Here is a 23,023-nt window from a genome sequence, read left to right on the forward strand (position 1 = left end):
CCTGTGTAAGCGTGGAATGAGCTATGTTGATAAGGAGATCGTAGATGACTATGAAAAGAAGCTGATGGATGAGTTCGTTACAGAGGTAGATAAGCTTGCGCCTGATGCAAGGCTATATTGCTATGGTTGGTGGCAAGAACCTGATGTTACGTTGTTTCTTGATAGAAGCATGATAGATCTGGAAAGCGTAGATCGGGAAGAGGAGCCCGTTGAAGGAGGTTATTTCTTGATTGGACGAAGATTTGATAATCATAATATTAGTGATATTGAAGAGTCGTTCGATATAGAACTTGAGAAGGTGAGTAATCTAGACGTTGATTATGACGCTTTTTATACGTATAACGCAGAAGAATTGTTTTCTATTTATAAGATAAGAGAAAAATAGGAAATAACAATATGTTGGAAAGGACTATTCGACCGGAATAGTCCTTTCTGCAATATTCACGTGAGCGTCAGTATTTTGCTATACTAATGATTTAATTTCGAAGTTAAATCTGCCAGTTGAACAATATTTCCTTGATCATCTTTACCAACTAAATAATACTTTCCGCCGAAAAGGTATTTTTCTCGGAGCAAACAACCATAGATTTCACCGATGGCGATTTTTAATCCATAAGATCGTTTGTTATTCGTAGAGTAATAATAACATACAAACTGTCATATTCAGACAATATGTCGATTTGTGCAATTGTTTTATTCATTCGATACTATTCCAGCGTATAATTTTGCTATGTGATACAGGATATGGTCAAGTTTAAAACGAAATGGAGTTCTTTCTTCTATACTTGCCCATTGATAGTATTCAAGTTATAATAAAATAGCTGTTTTATGGTCTATTTTTTGGCAAAAATAGCCATAACATAATATTACACAGGGAAAAATATATGAGCAAGAAAATCCTTGTAATATGTCAGTATTTCTATCCGGAGCAATTCAGGATTAATGACATATGTACTGAATGGGTACGAAGAGGCTATGATGTCACAGTATTGACCGGCATTCCAAACTACCCACAAGGCAAATTTTATAAAGGCTATGGATTCTTCAAGAAGACAAGAGAAATATGGAATGGTATTAAGATAATAAGGATACCACTGATCCCGAGAGGACATACTCCTATAGGACTTGTCCTAAACTACTTTTCATTCCCTATTTCCGGGTTCTTTTGGAATATTTTTGCCAAAATACAGGCTGATTACGTATTCATGTTTGAAACGTCACCTATGACACAGTGCAAGATAGGTGTCAGATATGCCAAGAAGCATAAAGTTCCGCTTTATTTGTACGTGCAAGACCTGTGGCCTGAGAATGTTGAGATTGTAACAGGAATACATAATCCGCTTATTATAAAGCCCATAGACAAGATGGTGGACAAGATATACAAGGCCTGTGACGAGATATTTGTAACAAGTCCCAGCTTCGTTGAAGCAGTAGTTAATCGCAAAGTACCTGTCCAAAGGGATAAAGTTCATTATTGGCCTCAATATGCAGAAGATTTTTACAAACCGGTCACTATGGATGAGGCTAGAAGTGCTCTTGCAGGAAATGCAGACAAAGGCACGAAAGAGCTTATACAAGATACTGCGTCATTTAAAATCGCATTTACCGGTAACATTGGCTATGCTCAGGGACTAGATGTGCTTCCTGCGACAGCTAAATTATTAAAAGACACAGATATCAAATTTGTGATTATTGGTGACGGAAGGTATAAGAGCAAGCTTATTTCGGAGATAAATGAGCTTGAAGTAAGTGATAAGTTTATTCTTATAGATAGACAGCCAGCAGAGATTATTCCGGATTATTTGGGGCTGTGTGATGCAGCATTTATCTCATTTATGGACACGCAACTTTTTACTTGGACTATTCCGGCCAAGCTCCAGTCTTACATGGCATGTGGCATGCCGATAATTGCATCTGCTAAAGGTGAGACTGAAAGAGTTATAAAAGAAGCTGATTGTGGTGTTTGCGTAGATATAGGTAATGCTGATCAGCTTGCAAAGGTAATAAAAGAGCTTAATGCTTCATTCAAAGCTGAGTATGGGTATAAATCCAGATTATATTTTGAATCAAACTTTTCAAAAAAAGAGCTATTAGATAAATTTGAACAGTTTTTTCATAGAAAGAATCAGTGAAACATGAAAATCTTGATGATAAATGTTGTTTGTGGAATACGAAGTACGGGGAGAATTTGTACAGATCTTGCTCGTGCACTAGAAGAACAGGGGCATGAGGTCAAGATAGCATATGGTCGAGAAAATGCCCCACAAGAATTTCAAAACTATGCAGTTAGAATCGGAACAGATTTAGATATTATGATGCATGGTTTGAGGGCTAGGTTATTTGATGGTTGTGGTTTTGGGAGTAGGAAAGCTACACAGAGATTTGTAGAGTGGATTAAGAGTTATGATCCCGATGTTATTCACTTGCATAATTTGCATGGGTACTATATAAACTTAGAGGAATTATTTAATTACCTTAGAACATGCGGCAAAAAGATAATATGGACGCTACATGATTGCTGGGCTTTCACCGGTCATAGTGCATATTGTGATACCGTTAATTGTGACAGATGGATAAACGGATGTCATGATTGCCCTATTATGAATTATTATCCGGCGAGTTTTATTGATAATAGTCCAAAAAACTGGATCAAAAAACAACAATTGTTTAGAAATATTCCTAGATTAACGATTGTGACTCCGTCCAATTGGCTTGCGGGCTTAGTTAAGAAATCTTTTTTGTCAGAGTACACAGTGCGAACAATCAGTAACGGTATCGACACTAAGCATTTCCGACCTTTAGAGAGTGATCTTCGTGCTTGTTTTGGACTAGGAAATAAAAAAATATTATTAGGGGTTGCTACAGCTTGGGATGATATGAAAGGATTGTCGGATTTTTATAGGCTTTCCTCAATGCTTGATAATGAAAAATATCAGATTGTTTTGGTTGGACTTACACAGAAGCAGATAAAAAAACTTCCATCCACCATTATTGGAATCAAGAAAACAAACAGTATAAAGGAACTTGCAAGTATATATTCAGCTGCAGATGTTTTTTTAAATCTTTCATATTGCGAAAACTATCCAACAGTAAATTTAGAGGCGATAGCCTGTGGGACACCTGTGTTAACATATGATACTGGGGGAAGCTCCGAGAGTGCGTTCGGGGAAAATGTAGTTCAACGCGGCAATTTGGATGAAGTATACAAGGTTATAGAGAATTTTGAAATAAGTATGCCAACAGTTGATGTAGCTGATCTTGATTATAAAAGGTCGATTGATAGCTATTTAAAGGAATTATACATGAGGAATTAATTATAAATGATTAAGCTGATTTGGAAAGTTGAACTTGGACTTATAATTTTAACTATGTTTTTTGCTATTTCGCTGTTTGCAACATTACAATGGTTCAATGCATTAGTGTCATTGTTTCTATTGGCAATCATATGCGCTGGTGCATACTATGGAAAAATAAAGGGATTGTTTAGTTATGCTTTGGTGAGTTTGTATGCTTGGTTTGTTGGACCGTTTAGTATTGTCGTTGCATCATTTTCACCTGATACTTTTTCTACACGCCTTTCGCATAGTGTGATGGAAAATATAAACAGAAAAGCTATAATTGGAAGGTATTGTTTGTATTTAGCCGTTTTTTATATTGTTTTTTATATAATTTCTGTTTTAACGGAACCATTTTTTCGTGGGCCATGGAAGAATATTAAGTTGCCCAAGAAGATCAGTGTTCGCCATTTGTTCCCTTTAGTTTGTGCCTTTTCATTATTTGAGCTTGTGATCAGAAAATCTTTTAGCATCAATATTCCCGGACATGTTCCGACAATCAGGTACGCAGGAGTTATTTTGTATTTGATACAAGCACTTGGCATGTATTTTTTATTTCTAGCATTATATAAAAATATAGCAGTGAAAAAGAGTGAAAGATTTATTTACTACGGCAGAGTTATGTTGATAGCGATTGTAACTCAGTTACCTACTATAGCTATTGGAAAAAGAAGTTCCTTTTTCGATACTATTTTAATTGTCGTTATTTATACTGGCTTTTATAAATTTGATATCTTTCAAATTGAATATAAAAAAAGAAAAAAAACAACTAGAATTGCACTATTTACGGTAGTTATTTTGTTGGTCGGAATAGGAATAACTAATCTAGTCAGGATAGGTGAATTTGAGACTATAAATTTTCTTATTCAACGATTTACTGGATTGTTAGATGGAACTATTGCGTTGGCTGATACTTGGAGCTATTCCCCCTTTAAACTAATGGATTACATTAAGACGTTTTTATTTTCAGATAATATTACGTCTAATGCATACTATACTAATTATATTTTGGGATTTCCGGTTGAAGCTATACATTCTAACGCATTACCTATTTTTATTGGTTCTTCATTTTATGAAGGTTTATCTGGAATTGTGGTAGTAGCTATAGTAGAAGGACTTTTTTTTACAGCGTTGGGAGAAATAATAAAAAAGAGAGTAGATAGGCAGAGGCGACATGGCGTAAATATCATTGACGGGATTGGACTTTATTGTGGTATATATTCGATATGGATGCTTGTTACTAGCCATTTGATTGATGGTAATATTACAAATTGGAAGAAGTTTTTGCCAATATTTATATGCTATTTTATGGGTTTAGTTAGTAAAGATGATTCAAGAGAGTTGGAGGTTAGTTTAACAGGAACGGTAAGAACTCAATCATGAGTGCGGGATACCAAAAAACTCCGCATTTTTTGCAGAGGCGTGGATGTAGATATATGAACCATGTGAATATAAGGCTTTTTAAAGTGTGGGTGAATTTTGTCTGGACAGCTTTTAATCAAGACATAAGATTATATATTGGGAATTGAAATCGCTGCATCTATATTTGATGGAAGAACCCGTTTCTATTGTTGAACGTCTAAATAAATAAGGTATGAGTGTAAGAATGAAAGTTGGTATATTAACATTTTCTGATGCAGATAATTATGGGGCAATGTGTCAAGCATATGCTTTGCAAAAATATTTGGATTATCAATCTTTTGAATGCGATATTATTCGATATTATAATCATTCAATTTGGTTGCAATATCACTATTGCAGTTTGCGTGAGTCTGATTTTATTCATTGCATAAAAAGAAATATTGAGGTTTTATCTCAATCTCAGAGAAGGAAGGCCTTTAGGAAGTTTAGAAATATAATATCGTTTAGTGAATTGTGTGATTCGACAACAGTAAAGAAAGTTTTCTCTAATTATGATGCTATAGTAGTTGGAAGCGACCAAGTATGGAATCCCAGAAATACTGATGGAGATACAGTATTTTTGCTGGATGTGATGGGGGACTATAAAAAGATAGCTTATGCGGCTAGTTTTGGAAACACAAGCTTTTTTGATGAATTTTGTGCAGATACCAGTACATTGTTGGAAGATTTTTCAGCTATTTCTGTTCGGGAAAAATCCGGGAAAAACTTTTTAAAAGAAAGATATGGAATAGATAGTAAATTGGTTTTGGATCCAGTGCTATTGTTAGAAAAGAAGGATTGGGAGACGTTTAGTACGGGAGAAAAAAGAGAGCAATATGTATTTGTCTACCAATTAAAACCTGATAAGGCTTTTGCTCGAGAAGCTAGAAAATTTGCTAAAGAAAAAGGATTAAAAATATATATTCTTCCATATTTAGCACGTTGTTTATTAGAGAATATTGGAAGAGGTACTTCATTGCAATATTCTATAGGCCCCGAGGAATTTGTTTCGTTTATTAGTAATGCAGAGTATGTACTGACAGATTCATTTCATGGCATAGCTTTGTCTATAGCCATGAATAAGCAATTCTTTGTAAGAATGGATTCTAAAAAGAATAATACTAATGAGAGAATCACCGGGCTGATGAATGAGCTAGGTATTAGTGATAGAGAATTTGAAAATCATCTATCTCCAAATTTGGATACAACCATTGATTATGAGAAGGTAAATACAATACTTGGAGAATTAAGAAAAACTTCAAAAGATTTTCTTCGAAATGCTTTTGGGGATTTATGAATTTTATAGAGATATAGAGGTATTATGGAAATTAATCGAACAAGAAATGCTATAAAAGGTACAGTAAGTGGTGTTTTTTTAAAAAGTGTATCTGTTATAGGGTCATTTCTAATTCAAACTATCATTGTAAAGGTATTAGGCAAGGAGTATGCAGGAATTAGTTCGCTGTTTACTTCTATTTTGTCAGTATTAAGCTTGGCTGAGTTGGGATTTGGTTCGGCGTTAGTCTATAGTATGTATCGCCCTATTGCAGAAGGCGATATAGCGCATCTTAATAACTTGCTGGCATATTATAGAAGAGTTTACAATATCTTATGCGGCTTTTTGCTAACTGTTGGAGTGGCAATATTACCTTTCATTAAATATTTCGTGAAAGAAGACTGCCCGCCTGACTTAAATTTATATATTCTCTATTTGATTTACTTAGTAAATTCTGTTTCAGCGTACATTCCTCCTGCTTATCGTAGATCAATCATTTATGCTTATCAGAGGCGTGATATTGATAATACATATACCTGCTTGGTTAAGGCTGCTCAATATTTATTGCAAATTTTGCTTTTATTGACAACTAAGAATTATTATTTATTTGCCTTGGTTCTCGCGTTTTCTAATATTCCTGTTACTTTACTAATCTCTGCAAGAACAAAAAAAGATTTCCCGGATATAAAACCTGAAGGGATGATAAGCAAGTCTGAAAGAGAAGTGGTTAAGAATAAAGTTGCAGCTTTGTTTGGGCATCAATTAGGTGGGAAGGTAATCATTTCTTCAGATAGTATTATTATTTCCTCTTTCTTGGGAGCGGGAATACTTGGTATATATAGTAATTATTACTATATTTTCTACTCTGTAATAGAAATGCTCGAGATTATAAAATCTTCTATAGTAGCAGGTGTGGGAAATAAAATAGTTACAAGCGAAAGAAAAGAATTGTTTAATCTATTTAAGCGATCCATATATATATGGATGATGATTGTGGGATGGGCATCAACCTGCTTGTTGTGCATGTATCAACCATTTATAGAATTGTGGCTTGGAAAGAAGTATTTATATCCGCTTAGTATTCTTATAGTGATTATTATTTATTTCTATACATGGCAGTTTAGGTCGGTTCTAGTAGTTTTTAAAGATGCTGCAGGGTTGTGGACTTCTGATTGGTATAAACCATACCTTGGTAGTGTGATAAATATAGTTGGAAGCATATCTTTAATTATTTATCTTAATAGCGTTGTAGGGGTACTGATTCCAACAATTATTATAATGTGTTGCATTTATTTTCCTATTGAGACGCATGTTATTTACAATAATTTATTCATAGGGGAATCTAAAGTATCTTTCTATTTAAACGTATTGAAATATTGCATTATTAATTGCTCGGGTATGGCACTTTCATTTCTGTTATGTTCGGTGATAAACACATCTTCGTTGCTGATAAATGTGATCATATATTTTATTATATCAAGCGTTTGCGCTATTATTCTTTTTATTTTGCTCACATATAGAACAGATGAATGCCGTTGGTTAATAGCAAATATAAAGAAACGCTTGGTTAGAAGTATTAATTTTGTTAGAAGGTAAGAAAAGATGAAGGCTATTTTTTTGGTTCCTAAGGATTACAAATTGACTGGTGGAATGTATATGCCAATCAATCATTATGTTGATTATTTCAATAGGAATGGAATGATTGTCGATGAGATAATTGAACTTCCTTATCATAAGGATAATACATGCAAAGGAATAAGCGAACGGTTACATAGCAAATTATCAGAAGAAAAGTACAATATAGTTGGTTTCACACTGAATATTTGTTATATGATGCTTAGAGATTTTCAGTTACATAAGAACAGCAATTGTGATTGTACTTGCTTTTTGGTAGATAGTATGTCACTAAATATGGATTCTGTAATTAGAAATGAGAGTATTGGAAAAGAATATATTGAACATATATTGAAATTTTTTTTGTATGAATTAAAGGAAAAGTATTGCCTTCGTAATTGCAATAAAATAGTTTATGTTTCTTCGGTGGATAAGCAATATGTATTAAAGCGTTTTAATAGAGATATTTTGGGTGATGTTTTCGTAGTTCCTAATGGTATAGATCTGCCTAATGAAGTAAGCGATAAGTTGGTGAGAAATGAGAACGACATTCCTACGTTAGGTACATTAACCGGCTTTTCTCAGGAAACATTAAATAATAATTTATATCCATTTTTATATTCAATTTTCCCCCAAATAATCAAAGAGTTTCCGGATATTCGATTTGTAATTGCGGGAAGAGGAGCAAGTGTCGAGGTTGAAGAAAAATTGTCTCACCTTGATAACGTTGATTACATAGGTGAAGTAGAAGATTTACATGATTTTTATGACAAGGTTGACATTGTAGTTACTACAGTAAAGAAAGATTGTGGACTAATAAACAGGGTGCTTGAAGCGTGGGCTTATAGGAGGCTCAATATTGGTTTTTCTAAAAATTTTGCTGCTTTTGAGTATGCTGAGAATGGAGTGCATTATCTTTCGGCAGATAATGAGGGGGAATTTGTTTCGGCAGTGGAGTATGCTATTAAATACCCGGATAAAGCACGAATTATTCGGGATAATGGGTATGATTTAGTAAAAAATAAGTACTCATGGGGAAAAAGTGGAGAAGTATTTTTGGATATTATTGAGAACAAATAATAATTAAGAAAGAGTAGAGATGGTTATTATGAAAATAGGAAATGATGGATTGATTGAGATAGTTATTGATTTACTTAAGGCTCATAATATTCGACATGTTGTAATTAGCCCCGGTGGAACCAATTATGGATTCGTATCTAGAGTTCAAAATGATTCTTTTTTTAAGTGTTATTCTGTTGTCGATGAGAGGAGTGCAGTTTATTTTGCTATAGGATTATATCTCCAAACTAATGAAACTATAGCTATGTCATGTACTAGTGCACAGGCAACGAGGAATTATATTCCAGGCTTAACAGAGGCGTATTATAAGAAAGTACCAATTTTTGCTATCACCATGTGTAAACATCCAAGGTTTGAACTACAAGGATATATGCAGGCACCAATTCAGGATTCATTACCTGTAGATTGTGTGAAGCAATCATACAAAGTCCCGTACTTGACTGATGCTAATGATTATTTACATATTGTTCGTGTAATTAATCAAGCTATTTTGGAATTAGATCATATGGGGAAGGGGCCGGTACAACTGTGTGTTCCAAAACTTGATTGGAGTATAGATGGAGAAGTAAAAGAAAAAAGAACAATTACTAGATACAGTAATGTAGATTATGCGCAACCTCAAATTAAAGGGAAGAAAATTCTTGTGGTAGTTGGTGAACACATTCCGTTTAATGATTTAGAGAAGTCTGCTCTAGAACATTTTTGTGAAAAAACAAACAGTTGTATTTATGTTAATCATCTATCCAATTATTCTGGAAAATACTCTGTCAATGGTAATCTTTTGCTAGCTGGTATGTCGGTAGAATATTTTAAGAATAATTTATGTCCAGATATACTGATTACGATAGGGGGGCAGACAGGAGACTATCCTTTATATAATATTCTATCGAGTCAAACGCTAAATAATGTTGAACACTGGAGCGTTTCAACCGATGGAAATGTTGTAGATACATATGATAAATTAACATGTGTTTTCCAAATGGATGAAATGGCGTTTTTTAATGCATTTTCTGAAAATAAAGTTGAAAATCATCCTTATTATTTTACGTGGAAGAGCCTTATTGACGGAAGTCAATATCCGGATAATATTCCTTTTTCTAGCGTGGCAATCGCTAGTTTGTTGCATGAAAATATACCAGATAACGCTGTAGTTCAATTTTCGATATTACATAGTTTGAGAATATGGAATTTCTTCAAGTTGAAGCCAAGTGTTTCATGCTTTTCAAATGTTGGAGCTTTTGGAATTGATGGTGGATTATCAACTTTGATAGGTCAGAGTTTTGCCACTGATGAGTTGTGCTTTATGATAATAGGAGACTTAGCATTCTATTATGATATGAATTCTATTGGCATAAGGGGAATAAGAAATAATGTAAGAATTTTAATAGTGAACAACAACGGAGGTGTGGAGTTCAAACTTGGTAGTGGAGTAAATATGAAAGAAACTGACAGATACGTTGCTGCAGCTGGACATTATACTAATGCTAAAGGATGGGCGGAATCATGTGGATTTGATTATTATTGTATAACGTCTGAAAAAGAATTTGAAAAAGTGGTTCCTACTTTTACCTCTGTATCTAACAAACCAATTATCATTGAAGCAATGATAAAAGATGTTGATGAAGTTGCTGCTCATGAGAGTATTATTGAACTGAATAGTAAAAGAGATCTTCGTTCTGCTGTAAAACATTCAATAAAAAATTCTGTTAATGCTATTATCAAGAAACACTAGTGTTAATATTTCTGCTAATATCAAAGATAGGGGGAAGGAATGAAATTATCAAAAATACTAAGAGGAGTAGTTAGCATTTTTAAAGAAAAAAGAATATACCCAGTTGTTACTCCGGTATATTCAACTCAGTTACTATCTGATAAGGTGGCATTGATATCAGGAGGAACTGGTGGAATAGGGAAAGCAATAGTGAAAGCGTTTTTAGAAAGCGGATGCAAGGTCATTATTGCAGGAACTAACCAGTCAAAATTATCGCAGCTTTGTACGGAATTAGGTGCGAATGAAAATGTGAGGAGTATGGTAATTGATATTACAGATGTATCTTCATTAAAGGATAAAATTAATGAGGCATGCAGTAAATATGGGACAATTGATATTCTTGTTAATTGTGCTGGTATCATAAATAAGAATACTTTTTTTGATATTACTGAAGATGAATATAATTCGATAATGGATATAAATACCAAAGGTGTGTTTTTTCTTTGCCAGGCGGTGGCAGAAAAGATGATTGAATTAGGTGTGAAAGGACATATTTTAAATATAACTTCATCATCTGCGCTTAGACCGGCATGGACACCATACGAGATGAGTAAATGGGCGGTAAGAGGATTTACTATTGGCTTAGCAGATTCTCTTATAGATAAGGGAATTATCGTCAACGCTATTGGCCCTGGGCCAGTTGCAACTCCTATGTTAGGAAAGTCAGAGGGAGATTCTATGTATAAAGAATCAAGCCCTGTACATAGATTTGCACATCCTGATGAAATTGCAAGTATGGCTGTTTTTTTATGTAGTTCAATGGGAAATTATATAGTTGGTGACACCGTATATATGACTGGTGGTAGTGGCATTATTTCCTTGCATAGATGAAGTAATCATCCCTTTTAGAAGTGGTTATTATGCTATCGGAGTAAGCAAGTATGGGAATCAAATTATCTGAGAAAGAAATTAAATCTATTCAAATAAAAATTTTAAATGATATAAGCGCTTATTGCGAAAAAGAGAGTTTGGTTTATTTTCTGGCATATGGATCGCTTATTGGTGCGATTCGGCATAAAGGTTTTATCCCTTGGGATGATGATATAGATATATGTATGCCAAGGAAAGATTATGATAAATTAGTAAATGGCTATAATAGGAATAATCATGGCGACACTATGCTATTATCTCCAGAGACAGATCCTGATTATTACGTCACTTCTGCAAAAATAGTTGATACGCGTACAATATTAAAGGAATATGTTTCTACCGATAAGACTATAGGTGTATATGTTGATGTTTTTCCTGTAGATACATGGCCGAACGATTTAAAGCTTGCGCAACGGCATCAAAGAAAAATCCTTTTTTGGAGGAGGCTACTAACTCTAAAGAATCTTATTGTTTCAAAAGATAGAGGGATATTAAAGAACATAGTGATATCTATCGGACATGTTATTCTGTTTCCTGTTTCTAAACGTAAAATAATTGAAAAAATAATGGTTATATCACAAAAATACAATTATATCGATAATCCAAAATATAAGGGAACAGTTTCGGAACCGGATTATGGTATGGGTGAGATAATGCCTTCTGAATGGATGGAGGAAATAACTGAAGCTGTGTTTGAAAATTATAAGTTTAAAGTCCCGGTTCATTATGATGATATTCTTAAACAACTTTATGGTGATTATATGAAGTTACCACCTAAGGAAATGCAAGTTTCTCATCACGGATTTGATGTGTGGTGGAAATGAAAATAGAGAGATTAGTTATGAGATTTCAGAATATTATAAATGTAAATCGTAAAAAAATAGTATCTATTATATTCTTTGTAATTATTGCTACCCCGTTATTGCTCCAAGTATTAGGTGAATGGACGGGGTATAGTTTTGATTATTCTCTGAATGGGTATACTGATATTTATGAAAAGCCAAAAGCATCGCTTAAAGAGTGGATGAAGGGGGAGTATCAAAAACAATATTCGGATTGGGTTAGTAATAATTTTGTTACGCGAGGATTAGGAATAAAAAACTATAATCAGATAAGATATTCTTTATTTGATATTGGGAATGGAAAGCAAGTAATTGGAAAAGATCATTATATTTTCCAACAACCATATATTGATGCATACCTCTGTCTTAACGAAGATAACAATTATATTTACGAGGGCAATAAGAATAAATTGCAGAAATATGTCGGTGATTTGGTAGAGATTGATCACAAATTAAAAAAAGTTGGGAAAAAATTATTTTTTTATATAACACCGTCTAAAGCACGCTATTTTTCTGATAAGATTCCTGATAGATATTATAAGATGAGTGGTTCTGATTCTTCATTATCCGGATATGAGTATTTGAAATATTTACTTACTGAAACTGATTTGAATTATCTTGATTCAAATCAGTTGTTCAAAGATTCATCGGTTGATATAAGTTTTTATTCGACGGGAATACATTGGAGTAGGCCATTTGAACAAGTTACTGATAAAAAAATAATTGAGGCGCTATCTGATTGTTCAGGTGAACAATATAGAAATATTGAGTTGGGTGGGTTAAATTCTAGCTATATTCCGTATTGGAGAGACAGTGATGTTCAAGATTTATTAAATATATTTACAGCCCCCAAAGAAACATATTATGAATATGTTTCAAATATTGATGTAGAAGAATATAAGCCGTTACGTGCTTTGCTTCAAGGCGGATCATTTGCTCAAGGTTTGATAACGGATTATTTTGACGAATCCATAGATTCTTCTTTGTATTATATTAACTACAATAAGCATCTTTATGATAATAATACAGGTGATCATCAAACGATATCCGAATGGGATGATGTGGATTTTCAAAAACTGCTAGACGGTTCGGATTGGGTTATTATTGAACTTAATGAAGCGGTTATTTCGAATTATTCTGATGGTTTTGTTGAGTATCTTGATAATTATTTGGATTCATATGTACCAAGGAAGCAAGAACTAGCTGATAATTTTGTTCCCAGCCAAGAATTAAGCAGAACAAGGGCAAGAGGATATTATGGTTATGAAGATACATATCGTTGGACTACTAATGACAGTAGCTTAACTTTGTATAATGAGCGTATAGCTGAAGAAGGATTAAAAATAGAATTTGTAGTTCCGGATCAATTGGTAGTAGAAGGAAGTGTAACAGTAAAAATATTTGTGAATGGGCAAATGTGTACAGATGAAACATACACGGATTTTGGAGATTACTGTGTTAACATAAAACCGGAAAAAATTGAATCAAAAAAAGATACATATTGTATTGAGATTGTTAGTAGTAAATGCTTTGTTCCGAGTGAATTGGGGAACAGTACAGATAGTAGAGTTCTTTCATTAAAAATGAAGTATATAGGAGAGAACGAGTAATGATATTTAATTCAGCCTTTTTTATGTTTGTTTTTTTGCCACTATGTTTGGCGGGTTATTTTTTGATAAATAATAAATTTCATAATATTTTTCTTATGTTGGTTTCATTGTTTTTTTATTCTTGGGGAGAACCAATCAATATAGTTTTTCTGCTATTGTCAATAAGTGCTAATTATGCTCTTGCCAAAGCGATTGGTAGATTGAATAGAAAATTTAAGAGAATTGTTTTTCTTTTTACTATATTAGCTAATATATCGTTACTGTTCGCATTTAAATACTTTAGCTTTGTTGTTAGCAACACACCGTTTAGTATAGGGCCAAAGCATATAATTCTTCCGTTAGGAATATCTTTTTACAGTTTTAAATGTTTATCATATGTTATTGACGTATATGAAAATAGAATAGAAGCGGAAAAGAATATTTTGAAATTTGGATTATATGTATCATTTTTTCCGCAACTGATAGCTGGACCGATTACAAGATATGGAGATATTGAACCACAGATTAGTGATAGAAGAGTATCTTTTGAGGGGATTTATAATGGGGCAATTCGTTTCATGAAGGGATTTTCGAAAAAAGTTCTTATTTCAGACCAATTGATAAATATAGTCTCTATCATCTTTGATAGTAATGGATATTCTGCTCCGATAGCTTGGTTGGGTGCCATTGCGTATACTATTGAAATATATTTTGATTTTAGTGGTTACTCTGATATGGCTATAGGTTTGGGAATGATGTTTGGTTTTGAAACAAAAGAAAATTTCAATCTACCATATATTGCTACGTCTATTCAAGATTTTTGGAGAAGGTGGCATATTTCATTATCGACTTGGTTTAGAGATTATGTATATTATCCTCTTGGAGGGAGTTATTGCTCCAAATTACGAACCTACTTTAATGTTTTAGTTGTTTTCGGATTAACTGGGCTTTGGCATGGGGCTAATTGGAATTTTGTAGTGTGGGGGTTATTTTATGCATTATTTTTAATTGCAGAAAGGGCTGGGTTGAAGAATATATTAGTAAAGCTTCCGCGTTTAATTCAGCATATATATGCACTATCTGTTATTATCATAGGCTGGGTCTTTTTTAGAGCTAATAACATAAATGCAGCTTTAAGATATATAAAGAATATGTTTAGCATTAATTCTAGATGGTATGCTGATTTATTATCAATTGTTGATAAACAATTGGTTTTCTGTATAATTTTAGGCATCGTTTTTTCTTTTGGTTTTTCAGTATGGTTGGAGAAAAGGCTAGTAGATAATAGATGGATTTGTGATTTGATGATTGTTATGATATTTCTGATAGCCATCGGATATATGTGGGGAGGTGGATTTAGTCCATTTTTATATTCACAATTCTGAAGTTTCATTGCTATTTTTATTATTGCGTTCAAGAAATATGAGTTTTATATTTTGATAAAAGTGGAGTAATATTTGAATGAAAAATACTGAAAGAGCTGATTTAAGAGATATCAAAAAACATGAATATGATATCCTATATCATCTCTATACTGAACCTTATATTAATCAGCGTATTCTAGCTAAAGCGTCAGGCCATAGCTTGGGAGTCGTTAATAAGTCGTTGAATAAACTGATTTCTCAAGGCTTCTTGGATGGAAAGGGCAGGCTAACCAAGTTATCTCGCGATCTTATTGATTCTAGGAAACCTAAAAATGCTATCATTCTGGCTGCAGGATTTGGCATGAGAATGGTTCCAATCAATCTAACTACACCCAAAGCATTGATAGAGGTTAATGGAGAGAGGCTTATAGATAGGCTTATAAGTCAGCTTCATGATGTGGGAATAAGGGATATAACTGTTATAGTTGGATTTATGAAAGACAACTTTGAGTATTTGATTGATGAGTATGGGGTAAAGCTTACTTATGCAGCTGACTATGCGAGTACAAACAATATTCATAGCTTAAGAACTGCAATAGATGAAATCGGCAATACATATATTATTCCTTGTGATATATGGTGTGATCGCAATCCGTTTAGGAGTCATGAGCTTTATTCGTGGTATATGGTAAGTGATATTGTTGATGAAACCTCAAGCGTAAGAATAAATCGTAAGATGGAACTCATTAAGATTCCTAAGCATTCGGGCGGTAATGCAATGATAGGGATATGTTATCTTACAGAAGATGAGGCGACTGTAGTTAAAGAGAAAATATTAAGCTATTGCAAGAATCCTTTATATGATGATAAGTTTTGGGAAGAATCATTGTATAAGAATGATAAGATGATCGTAAGAGCTAGGGTTGTTCATTCTTCAGATGTAGTTGAGATTAATACTTATGAACAGCTTCGAGATCTTGATTCTGATTCTAATCAGTTAAAATCAGATGCGCTTAAGACAATAAGCAAAGAACTATGCTGCAATGGTGATAATATAGTTGATATTAAAGTATTAAAGAAAGGAATGACTAATAGATCTTTTCTTTTCCGAATTGATGATGGTGAGAATGTCGGTAAATATATTATGCGAATTCCCGGAGAGGGAACAGACAAGCTTATCAACAGAGAGCATGAGGCTATGGTATTTAAGACTATAAGCGGGCTTGGGATATGTGATGATCCTGTTTATATCAATTCTGAAAACGGTTATAAGATTACTAAATATTTGGAAGGCATAAGAGCATGTGATCCTGAAAATGAGGATGACCTTCACAAGTGCATGAAAAAGCTGAGAGCTTTTCATGATATGAAATTAAAGGTTGATCATTCATTTGATATTTTTGATCAGATTGAATTTTATGAGTCGTTATGGGGCGGAGAACCATCAGTATATCATGATTACATGAAGACCAAGGAAAACGTTATGGGGTTAAAGACTGCTATAGACAGTTATAAGAAGGAGTTTTGCCTGACTCATATAGATGCTGTTCCTGATAATTTTTTGTTTTATAAGAATGAAAACGGAGAAGAAATGCTCCAACTAACGGATTGGGAGTATTCCGGGATGCAAGATCCACATGTAGATATAGCTATGTTCTGTATTTACGCCATGTATGATAAAGAAAGGGTTGACAGACTTATAGACATTTATTTTGGAAATGGATGTGATATTGATACCAGGGCAAAGATTTATTGTTATATTTCTATGTGCGGGCTTTTATGGTCTAACTGGTGTGAGTATAAGAGAAATCTTGGCGTGGAGTTTGGAGAATACAGTTTGGCTCAGTATAGATATGCCAAGGAATATTTTAAATATGCTAAAGAACTGATGAATTGAGCGGGTTTTAATAAAATGGCAAAAGAATTATCCCTGGAAGAAGTAAATAAAGTGAAACGAGCCATTATTATGGCTGCCGGAATTGGTAAAAGAATGCAGCCGCTGACATTAGAAGTGCCCAAACCTCTGGTTAAAGTTAATGGAATCAGAATGATAGATACGGTTGTTGATGGCCTTAGGAAAAACGGCATTAATGAGATTTATGTTGTAGTTGGTTATCTTAAGGAACAGTTTTATGAGTGGGCACGAGGACAGAGCAAAGTAGAGATTATAGAGAATCCTTACTATGAAACTTGTAATAATATAAGCTCGTTATATGTTGCGCGTGATCATCTGGAAGATTGTATCATTCTTGACGGAGATCAGATAATATATAATCCTGCAATTTTAGATCCATCATTTATCCGTTCAGGGTATAATGCTGTATGGTGTGAAGGAGAAACAGATGAATGGCTTATGGATGTTGATAGCGGGGTAGTTAGATCGTGTTCAAGAAACGGCGGTTCACATGGATGGCAACTATATTCAATATCTCGATGGTCTAAGCGTGATGGAGACAGATTAAAAAGAGATTTGGAGTTTGAATTTGAATCCGGAAACAGAGATATATACTGGGATGATGTTGCGATGTTTTGCCATTTTGATAATTATGAGCTTGGCATCTATGAAATGAAGGCTTCAGATATTATAGAGATTGATAGTTTGGATGAACTGGCAAAGCTTGATTCCAAATATCTATCGTTTATTGATAATAAAAAATAAAATACACGTACGTGTATATTAGAGAGGAAAAGAAATGGGAAACACAACAAATGTAGCAGAGAAGAACAGGATAGACTGGCTTATTACGCTTGTTCCATTTATTCTTATCATGGTGCTAGCGGTGTATTTGTTCATATTCCCTGAGCAGGCAAATGCTGTAATTGCTCAGGTGCGTTTTTTCTTTGGTGATACACTTGGAAGTTATTATTTGATCATTGGTCTGGGAGTATTGATCATATCTTTATATTTGTCTTTTAGCGAATATGGGAAAATAGTTCTTGGAAAACAGGATGAAAAGCCTAAGTATAGCTTTTTTACATGGGGATCGATGATGTTTACCTGCGGACTTGCAGCAGATATTCTTTTTTATTCATTTGCTGAGTGGGTAATGTATGCAACTAATCCGCACATAGCTGAGATGGGCGGGGATGTTACAGAATGGGCAGGAGTATTCCCGTTGTTTCATTGGAGTTTTATTCCGTGGTCTTTTTATCTTGTACTTGCTGTAGCATTCGGATTTATGCTTCACTGCAGAAAACGTGATAGACAGAGATACTCTGAGGCATGTTTGCCTGTAATCGGAGAAAAACATGCGCACGGTTTACTTGGCCGTATTATTGATCTGTTTGCACTCTTTGCGTTACTTGCCGGAACAGCGACAACATTCTCGGTTGCAACACCTCTTATGGCTGAAATAATAGTTACTTTGTTTGGAATAACTCTTTCGCGTACTGCTGTAACTATTATCATTCTTCTTCTTACATGCGCAGTATATACATATGCAGTTTTGCATGGATTCAAAGGAATAAGCTTCCTTGCTAAACTCTGTATTTATATGTTTTTTGGATTACAAATAGTAGTTCTTTTATTTGGTGGTGAGGGAAGATTTATTATAGAAAACGGTGTACAGAGTCTGGGAAAGATGGTCCAGGAGTTTATCAGTCTCAGTACATACACTGATCCGGCCAGAACCAACAGCTTTCCCCAGGATTGGACCATCTATTATTGGGCATATTGGATGGTATGGTGTATAGCAGCACCATTCTTCATAGGTAACATTAGTAGAGGAAGGACAATTAAGCAAACTATACTTGGTGGATATATATTTGGAGTTGGAAGTACAATAAGCTCTTTTATTGTTCTTGGTAATTACAGCTTGGGACTCCAAACGGCCGGAACACAGGACTTCATTGCTCAATATGAAGCAAGTGGAGATTTATATGAACTGATCATGAATATTATACATAGCATGCCGGGAAGTGGACTTATACTTGTGTGGATACTTCTCTGTATGATTTTCTTTTATGCAACGAGCTTTGATTCTATAGCGTATACAGCTGCTTGCTATAGCTATAAAAAGCTTGAAGAAGATGAAAAGCCTAGCACTATGATCACATTGCTATGGTGTATTTTGCTGATAGTCCTTCCGATTGCGCTGGTGTTTAGCGAGAGTTCGATGAATAATATCCAATCAGTGAGCATAATAAGTGCATTCCCAATAGGGATTATAATGATATTGATGATATGGAGTTTTCTTAAGGATTCTAAGAAGTATATCAAAGAGAACAAGGAAAAATGATTAAGCATTTGAAATTATTGTAATGGTATACTCTATATTGTAGTATTATCATTACAGATTAAATAATCATATTTGTTATGGAGAAGAGGATTATAATTGATGAAAAACATAACAGAATCATTTAAAAATAAAACATTGGTTATTACCGGAGGAACAGGATCATTTGGATCAACTGTTCTCAAGCATTTTCTTACTTCAGATATTGCAGAGATCAGGATTATTTCTCGTGATGAGAAGAAGCAGGACATGATGAGACATATACTGCAGGCAAGGTATCCTGAGCAGTTTTCTAAGGTTCAGTTTTATATTGGAGATGTGAGAAATATTGAATCTGTACGTGATGTCATGTATGGAGCTAATTATGTTTTCCATGCAGCTGCACTTAAGGAAGTTCCTTCTTGTGAGTTCTTTCCCATGGAAGCGGTAAAGACCAATATTATCGGAACTGATAACGTTATTACTGCCGCTGTTGAGAATAACGTAGAGAGAGTAGTGTTCCTTAGTACAGATAAGGCAGCTTATCCGATCAACTCAATGGGTATGTCTAAGGCTCTTGGCGAGAAGGTTGTAGCAGCAAGAGCGCAGAAGGCGTTTGAGAGAGGAGGAACGGTTCTTTCTTGTACAAGATACGGTAATGTTATGTGCAGTAGAGGATCAGTTATTCCTCTTTTCATAGACCAGATTAAGGCGGGACGCCCTATTACAATTACAGATCCGGAGATGACAAGGTTCCTCATGAATCTTGATGAGGCGGTTAATCTTGTAGCATTTGCATTTGAGCATGCTGAGCCTGGAGATCTTTTCATCCAGAAGGCTGATGCAAGTACAATCGGTGACCTTGCCAAGGGTGTTATGAAGGTATTTGGAGAGACTGATGTGAAGGTCATTGGAACCAGACATGGTGAGAAACTTTTTGAGACTCTTATGACCAGAGAAGAGAGACTTCGTGCAACAGATATGGGTGATTATTTCAGAATATCTCCCGATGGAAGAAGTCTTAATTATGATCAGTTCTATGTAGAGGGACAGGTAATGACTCAGGGTGATGAGGCATATACCAGCCATAATACCAACAGACTTGATGTTGACGGCGTTGTCGATAAGATAATGGCTACTGATTATGTAAAGGAAGAGCTGGAAGGAAGACCACATGCTGTGGAGGCATAAGATATGAGGATATTGGTTACAGGATCTAATGGGTTTGTAGGCCGTAATCTCGTATGGAATCTTAGAAATATACGAGATGGAAGGAATAATACAAGGCCTAACCTATTGATTACAGAGATATATGGATATGACTTGGGAACAAGCGACGAAGAACTTGAGCTTGCTTGTGAAAGGGCTGATTTTGTTTTCAACCTTGCCGGGGTAAACAGACCTAAAGATCAGGCAGAGTTTATGGAAGGGAACTTTGGCTTTGCATCCAAGCTCCTTGATACACTTAAAAAGAAAAACAATACATGTCCTGTTATGTTATCCAGCTCTATTCAGGCATCGCTTATAGGAAGATATGAAGGCTCTGAATATGGTAAGAGTAAGCTTGCAGGAGAGGAATTGTTCCTGAAATATCAAGAGGAGACGGGAAGTAAAGTTCTTGTGTATAGATTCCCCAATCTGTTTGGAAAGTGGTGTAAACCTAATTACAACTCAGCGGTGGCTACTTTCTGTAATGCTTTTGCCAACGATTTGGAATACACGGTTAATGACAGAAGTACAGAGCTTGAGCTTGTATATATAGATGATCTTATTGAAGAGATGTTAGATGCTCTGGAGGGAAAAGAGCACAGATGTGAATATGACACTTCATCGGGAAGCGTTCAACCTGTTGCAAATGAGAATGGTAAATATTGTTATGTTCCGACGTCACATCATGTGACCTTGGGAGAGATAGTTGAGCTTCTTGAATCATTTAAATCGGCACCTCAGACTCTCATGGTACCGTCTATTCCCAATGATTCTTTTGCCAAGAAATTGTACAGCACATATCTGTCTTATTTACCTGCAGAGAAAATGAGTTATGGCTTTAAATCAAATATAGATAACAGAGGTACATTTACAGAGCTGATCAGAACTCTTGATCACGGACAGGTTAGTATCAATGTAGCTAAACCCGGAATTGTAAGAGGCCAGCATTGGCACAATAGTAAGTGGGAGACTTTTATAGTTGTTTCCGGGCATGGACTGATACAGCTTCGTAGAATTGGCATAGATCCTGAAACTGAAAAGGGATACCCTGTTATCGAATTTGAAGTTACCGGCGAGCAGATGAAGGCGATTCAGATGATACCGGGATATACGCATAATATTATAAATCTTTCCAAGACTCAGGATCTTGTTACTGTGATGTGGGCTAATGAGATATTTGATCCAGACCATCCGGATACATTCTATGAGATTGTTGACAGAGACGGGGATGAGAAGATCAATCCTGAGAAAGGTAATGTATAAAGTAGGTGGAATTAATGGGTTCATATAATTGGAAGAATAATGGCAAGATTAAGCTTGCGATAATAGTAGGAACAAGACCGGAAATCATAAGACTTGCAGCGGTTATAAAAAAATGCCGTAAGTATTTTGATACTCTTTTGGTTCATACTGGTCAGAACTATGATTATAACCTAAACGGAGTGTTTTTTAAGGATCTTGGACTTTCTGATCCTGAGGTATATCTTGAGGCTGTTGGTAATGACCTCGGAGAGACAATGGGCAATATTATTGCCAAGTCATATCAATTCTTTGTTGATGCTAAGCCTGATGCGGTTCTTGTACTAGGTGATACCAATTCATGTCTTTCAGTTATTGGAGCAAAGCGTCTTCATATTCCTATTTTCCATATGGAAGCGGGGAACAGATGTAAGGATGAGTGTCTGCCGGAGGAAACAAACAGAAGAATTGTCGATATAATCTCAGATGTTAATCTCGCATATTCCGAGCATGCACGCAGATATCTTGCTGATTGCGGACTTCCTAAGGAGAGAACATATGTTACAGGAAGCCCTATGGCAGAAGTACTGACTGAGAACCTTGATAAGATTAAGGCATCCGATATTCATTCAAAACTTGGTCTTGAGAAGGGCAAGTATATTCTTCTTTCTGCACATAGAGAAGAGAATATTGATACTGAGCAGAATTTCCTTAGTTTGTTTAATGCTATAAATGCAATTGCGGCTAAGTACGATATGCCTATTCTGTATTCTTGCCATCCAAGATCTAAGAAACGTCTTGAACAGATGAAGGCAGACGGTAAATTTGAACTCGATCCAAGAGTTATTCAGCATGAACCATTGGGCTTCCATGATTATAATTGTCTTCAGATGAATGCATTCGCGGTGGTTTCTGATTCAGGAACTTTGCCTGAAGAGTCTTCATTCTATACATCAATAGGACATCCTATTCCTGCAGTATGTATCAGAACATCTACTGAGAGGCCGGAAGCTCTTGATAAAGGCTGTTTTGTTATTTCGGGTATTGATGAAAAGGGACTCGAGCAATCTGTTGAGCTTGCTGTAGAGATGGTTCAATCTGCGGATAACGGTATTCCTGTTCCCGATTATGTTGATACTAATGTCAGCACTAAGGTTGTTAAGATAATCCAGTCTTATGTTGGGATTGTAAATAAGATGGTTTGGAGAAAGCAGTAAGA

General features: G+C 34.9%; 18 protein-coding genes. All 18 read left to right on the forward strand.

All coding sequences use genetic code 11. The features are described from left to right. The first annotated feature begins 16 nt into the window (after positions 1 to 16). The 18 genes from D6853_RS13115 (at position 17) to wecB (ending at position 23,021) form a co-directional block, all read left to right on the forward strand. Complete coding sequence (locus D6853_RS13115; RefSeq protein WP_120658466.1) at positions 17 to 385, forward strand: hypothetical protein; 369 nt, start codon at positions 17 to 19, stop codon at positions 383 to 385. Positions 386 to 884: 499 nt separating this feature from the next. Continuing rightward, the gene (locus tag D6853_RS13120) at positions 885 to 2,132 is read left to right on the forward strand and encodes a glycosyltransferase family 4 protein (RefSeq protein ID WP_120658467.1); all 1,248 of its coding nucleotides are present in this window, start codon (positions 885 to 887) and stop codon (positions 2,130 to 2,132) included. A gap of 15 nt (positions 2,133 to 2,147) precedes the next feature. After that, positions 2,148 to 3,314 (forward strand): glycosyltransferase, encoded by a 1,167-nt coding sequence (locus D6853_RS13125; RefSeq protein ID WP_243108358.1) that lies wholly within the window; start codon positions 2,148 to 2,150, stop codon positions 3,312 to 3,314. Between the two features lie 6 nt (positions 3,315 to 3,320). Beyond that, the gene (locus D6853_RS13130) at positions 3,321 to 4,718 is read left to right on the forward strand and encodes a hypothetical protein (RefSeq protein WP_120658469.1); all 1,398 of its coding nucleotides are present in this window, start codon (positions 3,321 to 3,323) and stop codon (positions 4,716 to 4,718) included. Between the two features lie 223 nt (positions 4,719 to 4,941). Next, positions 4,942 to 6,033 (forward strand): polysaccharide pyruvyl transferase family protein, encoded by a 1,092-nt coding sequence (locus D6853_RS13135; RefSeq protein ID WP_158588755.1) that lies wholly within the window; start codon positions 4,942 to 4,944, stop codon positions 6,031 to 6,033. Between the two features lie 24 nt (positions 6,034 to 6,057). After that, on the forward strand, positions 6,058 to 7,608 hold the full coding sequence (locus D6853_RS13140; RefSeq protein ID WP_120658471.1) for a lipopolysaccharide biosynthesis protein: 1,551 nt from the start codon (positions 6,058 to 6,060) through the stop codon (positions 7,606 to 7,608). Positions 7,609 to 7,614: 6 nt separating this feature from the next. Continuing rightward, positions 7,615 to 8,706: a glycosyltransferase family 4 protein gene (locus D6853_RS13145; RefSeq protein WP_120658472.1), complete on the forward strand. Its 1,092-nt coding sequence runs from the start codon at positions 7,615 to 7,617 to the stop codon at positions 8,704 to 8,706. Positions 8,707 to 8,734: 28 nt separating this feature from the next. Then, a complete protein-coding gene (locus D6853_RS13150; RefSeq protein ID WP_120658473.1) occupies positions 8,735 to 10,438 on the forward strand; it encodes a thiamine pyrophosphate-binding protein in 1,704 nt (567 codons plus the stop codon). Positions 10,439 to 10,477: 39 nt separating this feature from the next. Further along, on the forward strand, positions 10,478 to 11,308 hold the full coding sequence (locus D6853_RS13155) for an SDR family NAD(P)-dependent oxidoreductase (RefSeq protein ID WP_120658474.1): 831 nt from the start codon (positions 10,478 to 10,480) through the stop codon (positions 11,306 to 11,308). Positions 11,309 to 11,358: 50 nt separating this feature from the next. Then, positions 11,359 to 12,171 (forward strand): LicD family protein, encoded by an 813-nt coding sequence (locus D6853_RS13160; protein ID WP_120658475.1) that lies wholly within the window; start codon positions 11,359 to 11,361, stop codon positions 12,169 to 12,171. 17 nt (positions 12,172 to 12,188) lie between these two features. Further along, positions 12,189 to 13,799, forward strand: coding sequence for a hypothetical protein (locus D6853_RS13165; RefSeq protein ID WP_147367764.1), 1,611 nt, complete (start codon positions 12,189 to 12,191; stop codon positions 13,797 to 13,799). Further along, the gene (locus D6853_RS13170) at positions 13,799 to 15,163 is read left to right on the forward strand and encodes an MBOAT family O-acyltransferase (protein WP_120658477.1); all 1,365 of its coding nucleotides are present in this window, start codon (positions 13,799 to 13,801) and stop codon (positions 15,161 to 15,163) included. The genes D6853_RS13165 and D6853_RS13170 overlap by 1 nt, the downstream gene beginning before the upstream one ends. 76 nt (positions 15,164 to 15,239) lie before the next feature. After that, the gene (locus D6853_RS13175; protein ID WP_243108359.1) at positions 15,240 to 17,039 is read left to right on the forward strand and encodes an NTP transferase domain-containing protein; all 1,800 of its coding nucleotides are present in this window, start codon (positions 15,240 to 15,242) and stop codon (positions 17,037 to 17,039) included. 15 nt (positions 17,040 to 17,054) lie between these two features. Further along, the gene (locus D6853_RS13180) at positions 17,055 to 17,801 is read left to right on the forward strand and encodes an NTP transferase domain-containing protein (protein WP_120658478.1); all 747 of its coding nucleotides are present in this window, start codon (positions 17,055 to 17,057) and stop codon (positions 17,799 to 17,801) included. A 34-nt stretch (positions 17,802 to 17,835) separates the two neighbouring features. Further along, a complete protein-coding gene (locus tag D6853_RS13185) occupies positions 17,836 to 19,380 on the forward strand; it encodes a BCCT family transporter (RefSeq protein ID WP_120658479.1) in 1,545 nt (514 codons plus the stop codon). A 99-nt stretch (positions 19,381 to 19,479) separates the two neighbouring features. Continuing rightward, positions 19,480 to 20,547 carry a polysaccharide biosynthesis protein gene (locus D6853_RS13190; RefSeq protein ID WP_120658480.1) on the forward strand — a complete coding sequence of 356 codons (1,068 nt, stop codon included), beginning with the start codon at positions 19,480 to 19,482 and terminating at the stop codon, positions 20,545 to 20,547. Between the two features lie 3 nt (positions 20,548 to 20,550). Continuing rightward, the gene (locus D6853_RS13195; protein WP_120658481.1) at positions 20,551 to 21,828 is read left to right on the forward strand and encodes a polysaccharide biosynthesis C-terminal domain-containing protein; all 1,278 of its coding nucleotides are present in this window, start codon (positions 20,551 to 20,553) and stop codon (positions 21,826 to 21,828) included. Between the two features lie 14 nt (positions 21,829 to 21,842). Then, entirely contained in the window at positions 21,843 to 23,021 is a 1,179-nt protein-coding gene (gene wecB / locus D6853_RS13200; protein WP_120658482.1) for a non-hydrolyzing UDP-N-acetylglucosamine 2-epimerase, read from the forward strand. Positions 23,022 to 23,023: the final 2 nt, after the last annotated feature.

Origin of the sequence: Butyrivibrio sp. X503 (assembly GCF_003625475.1) — a bacterium.
Lineage (GTDB): Bacteria > Bacillota > Clostridia > Lachnospirales > Lachnospiraceae > Butyrivibrio.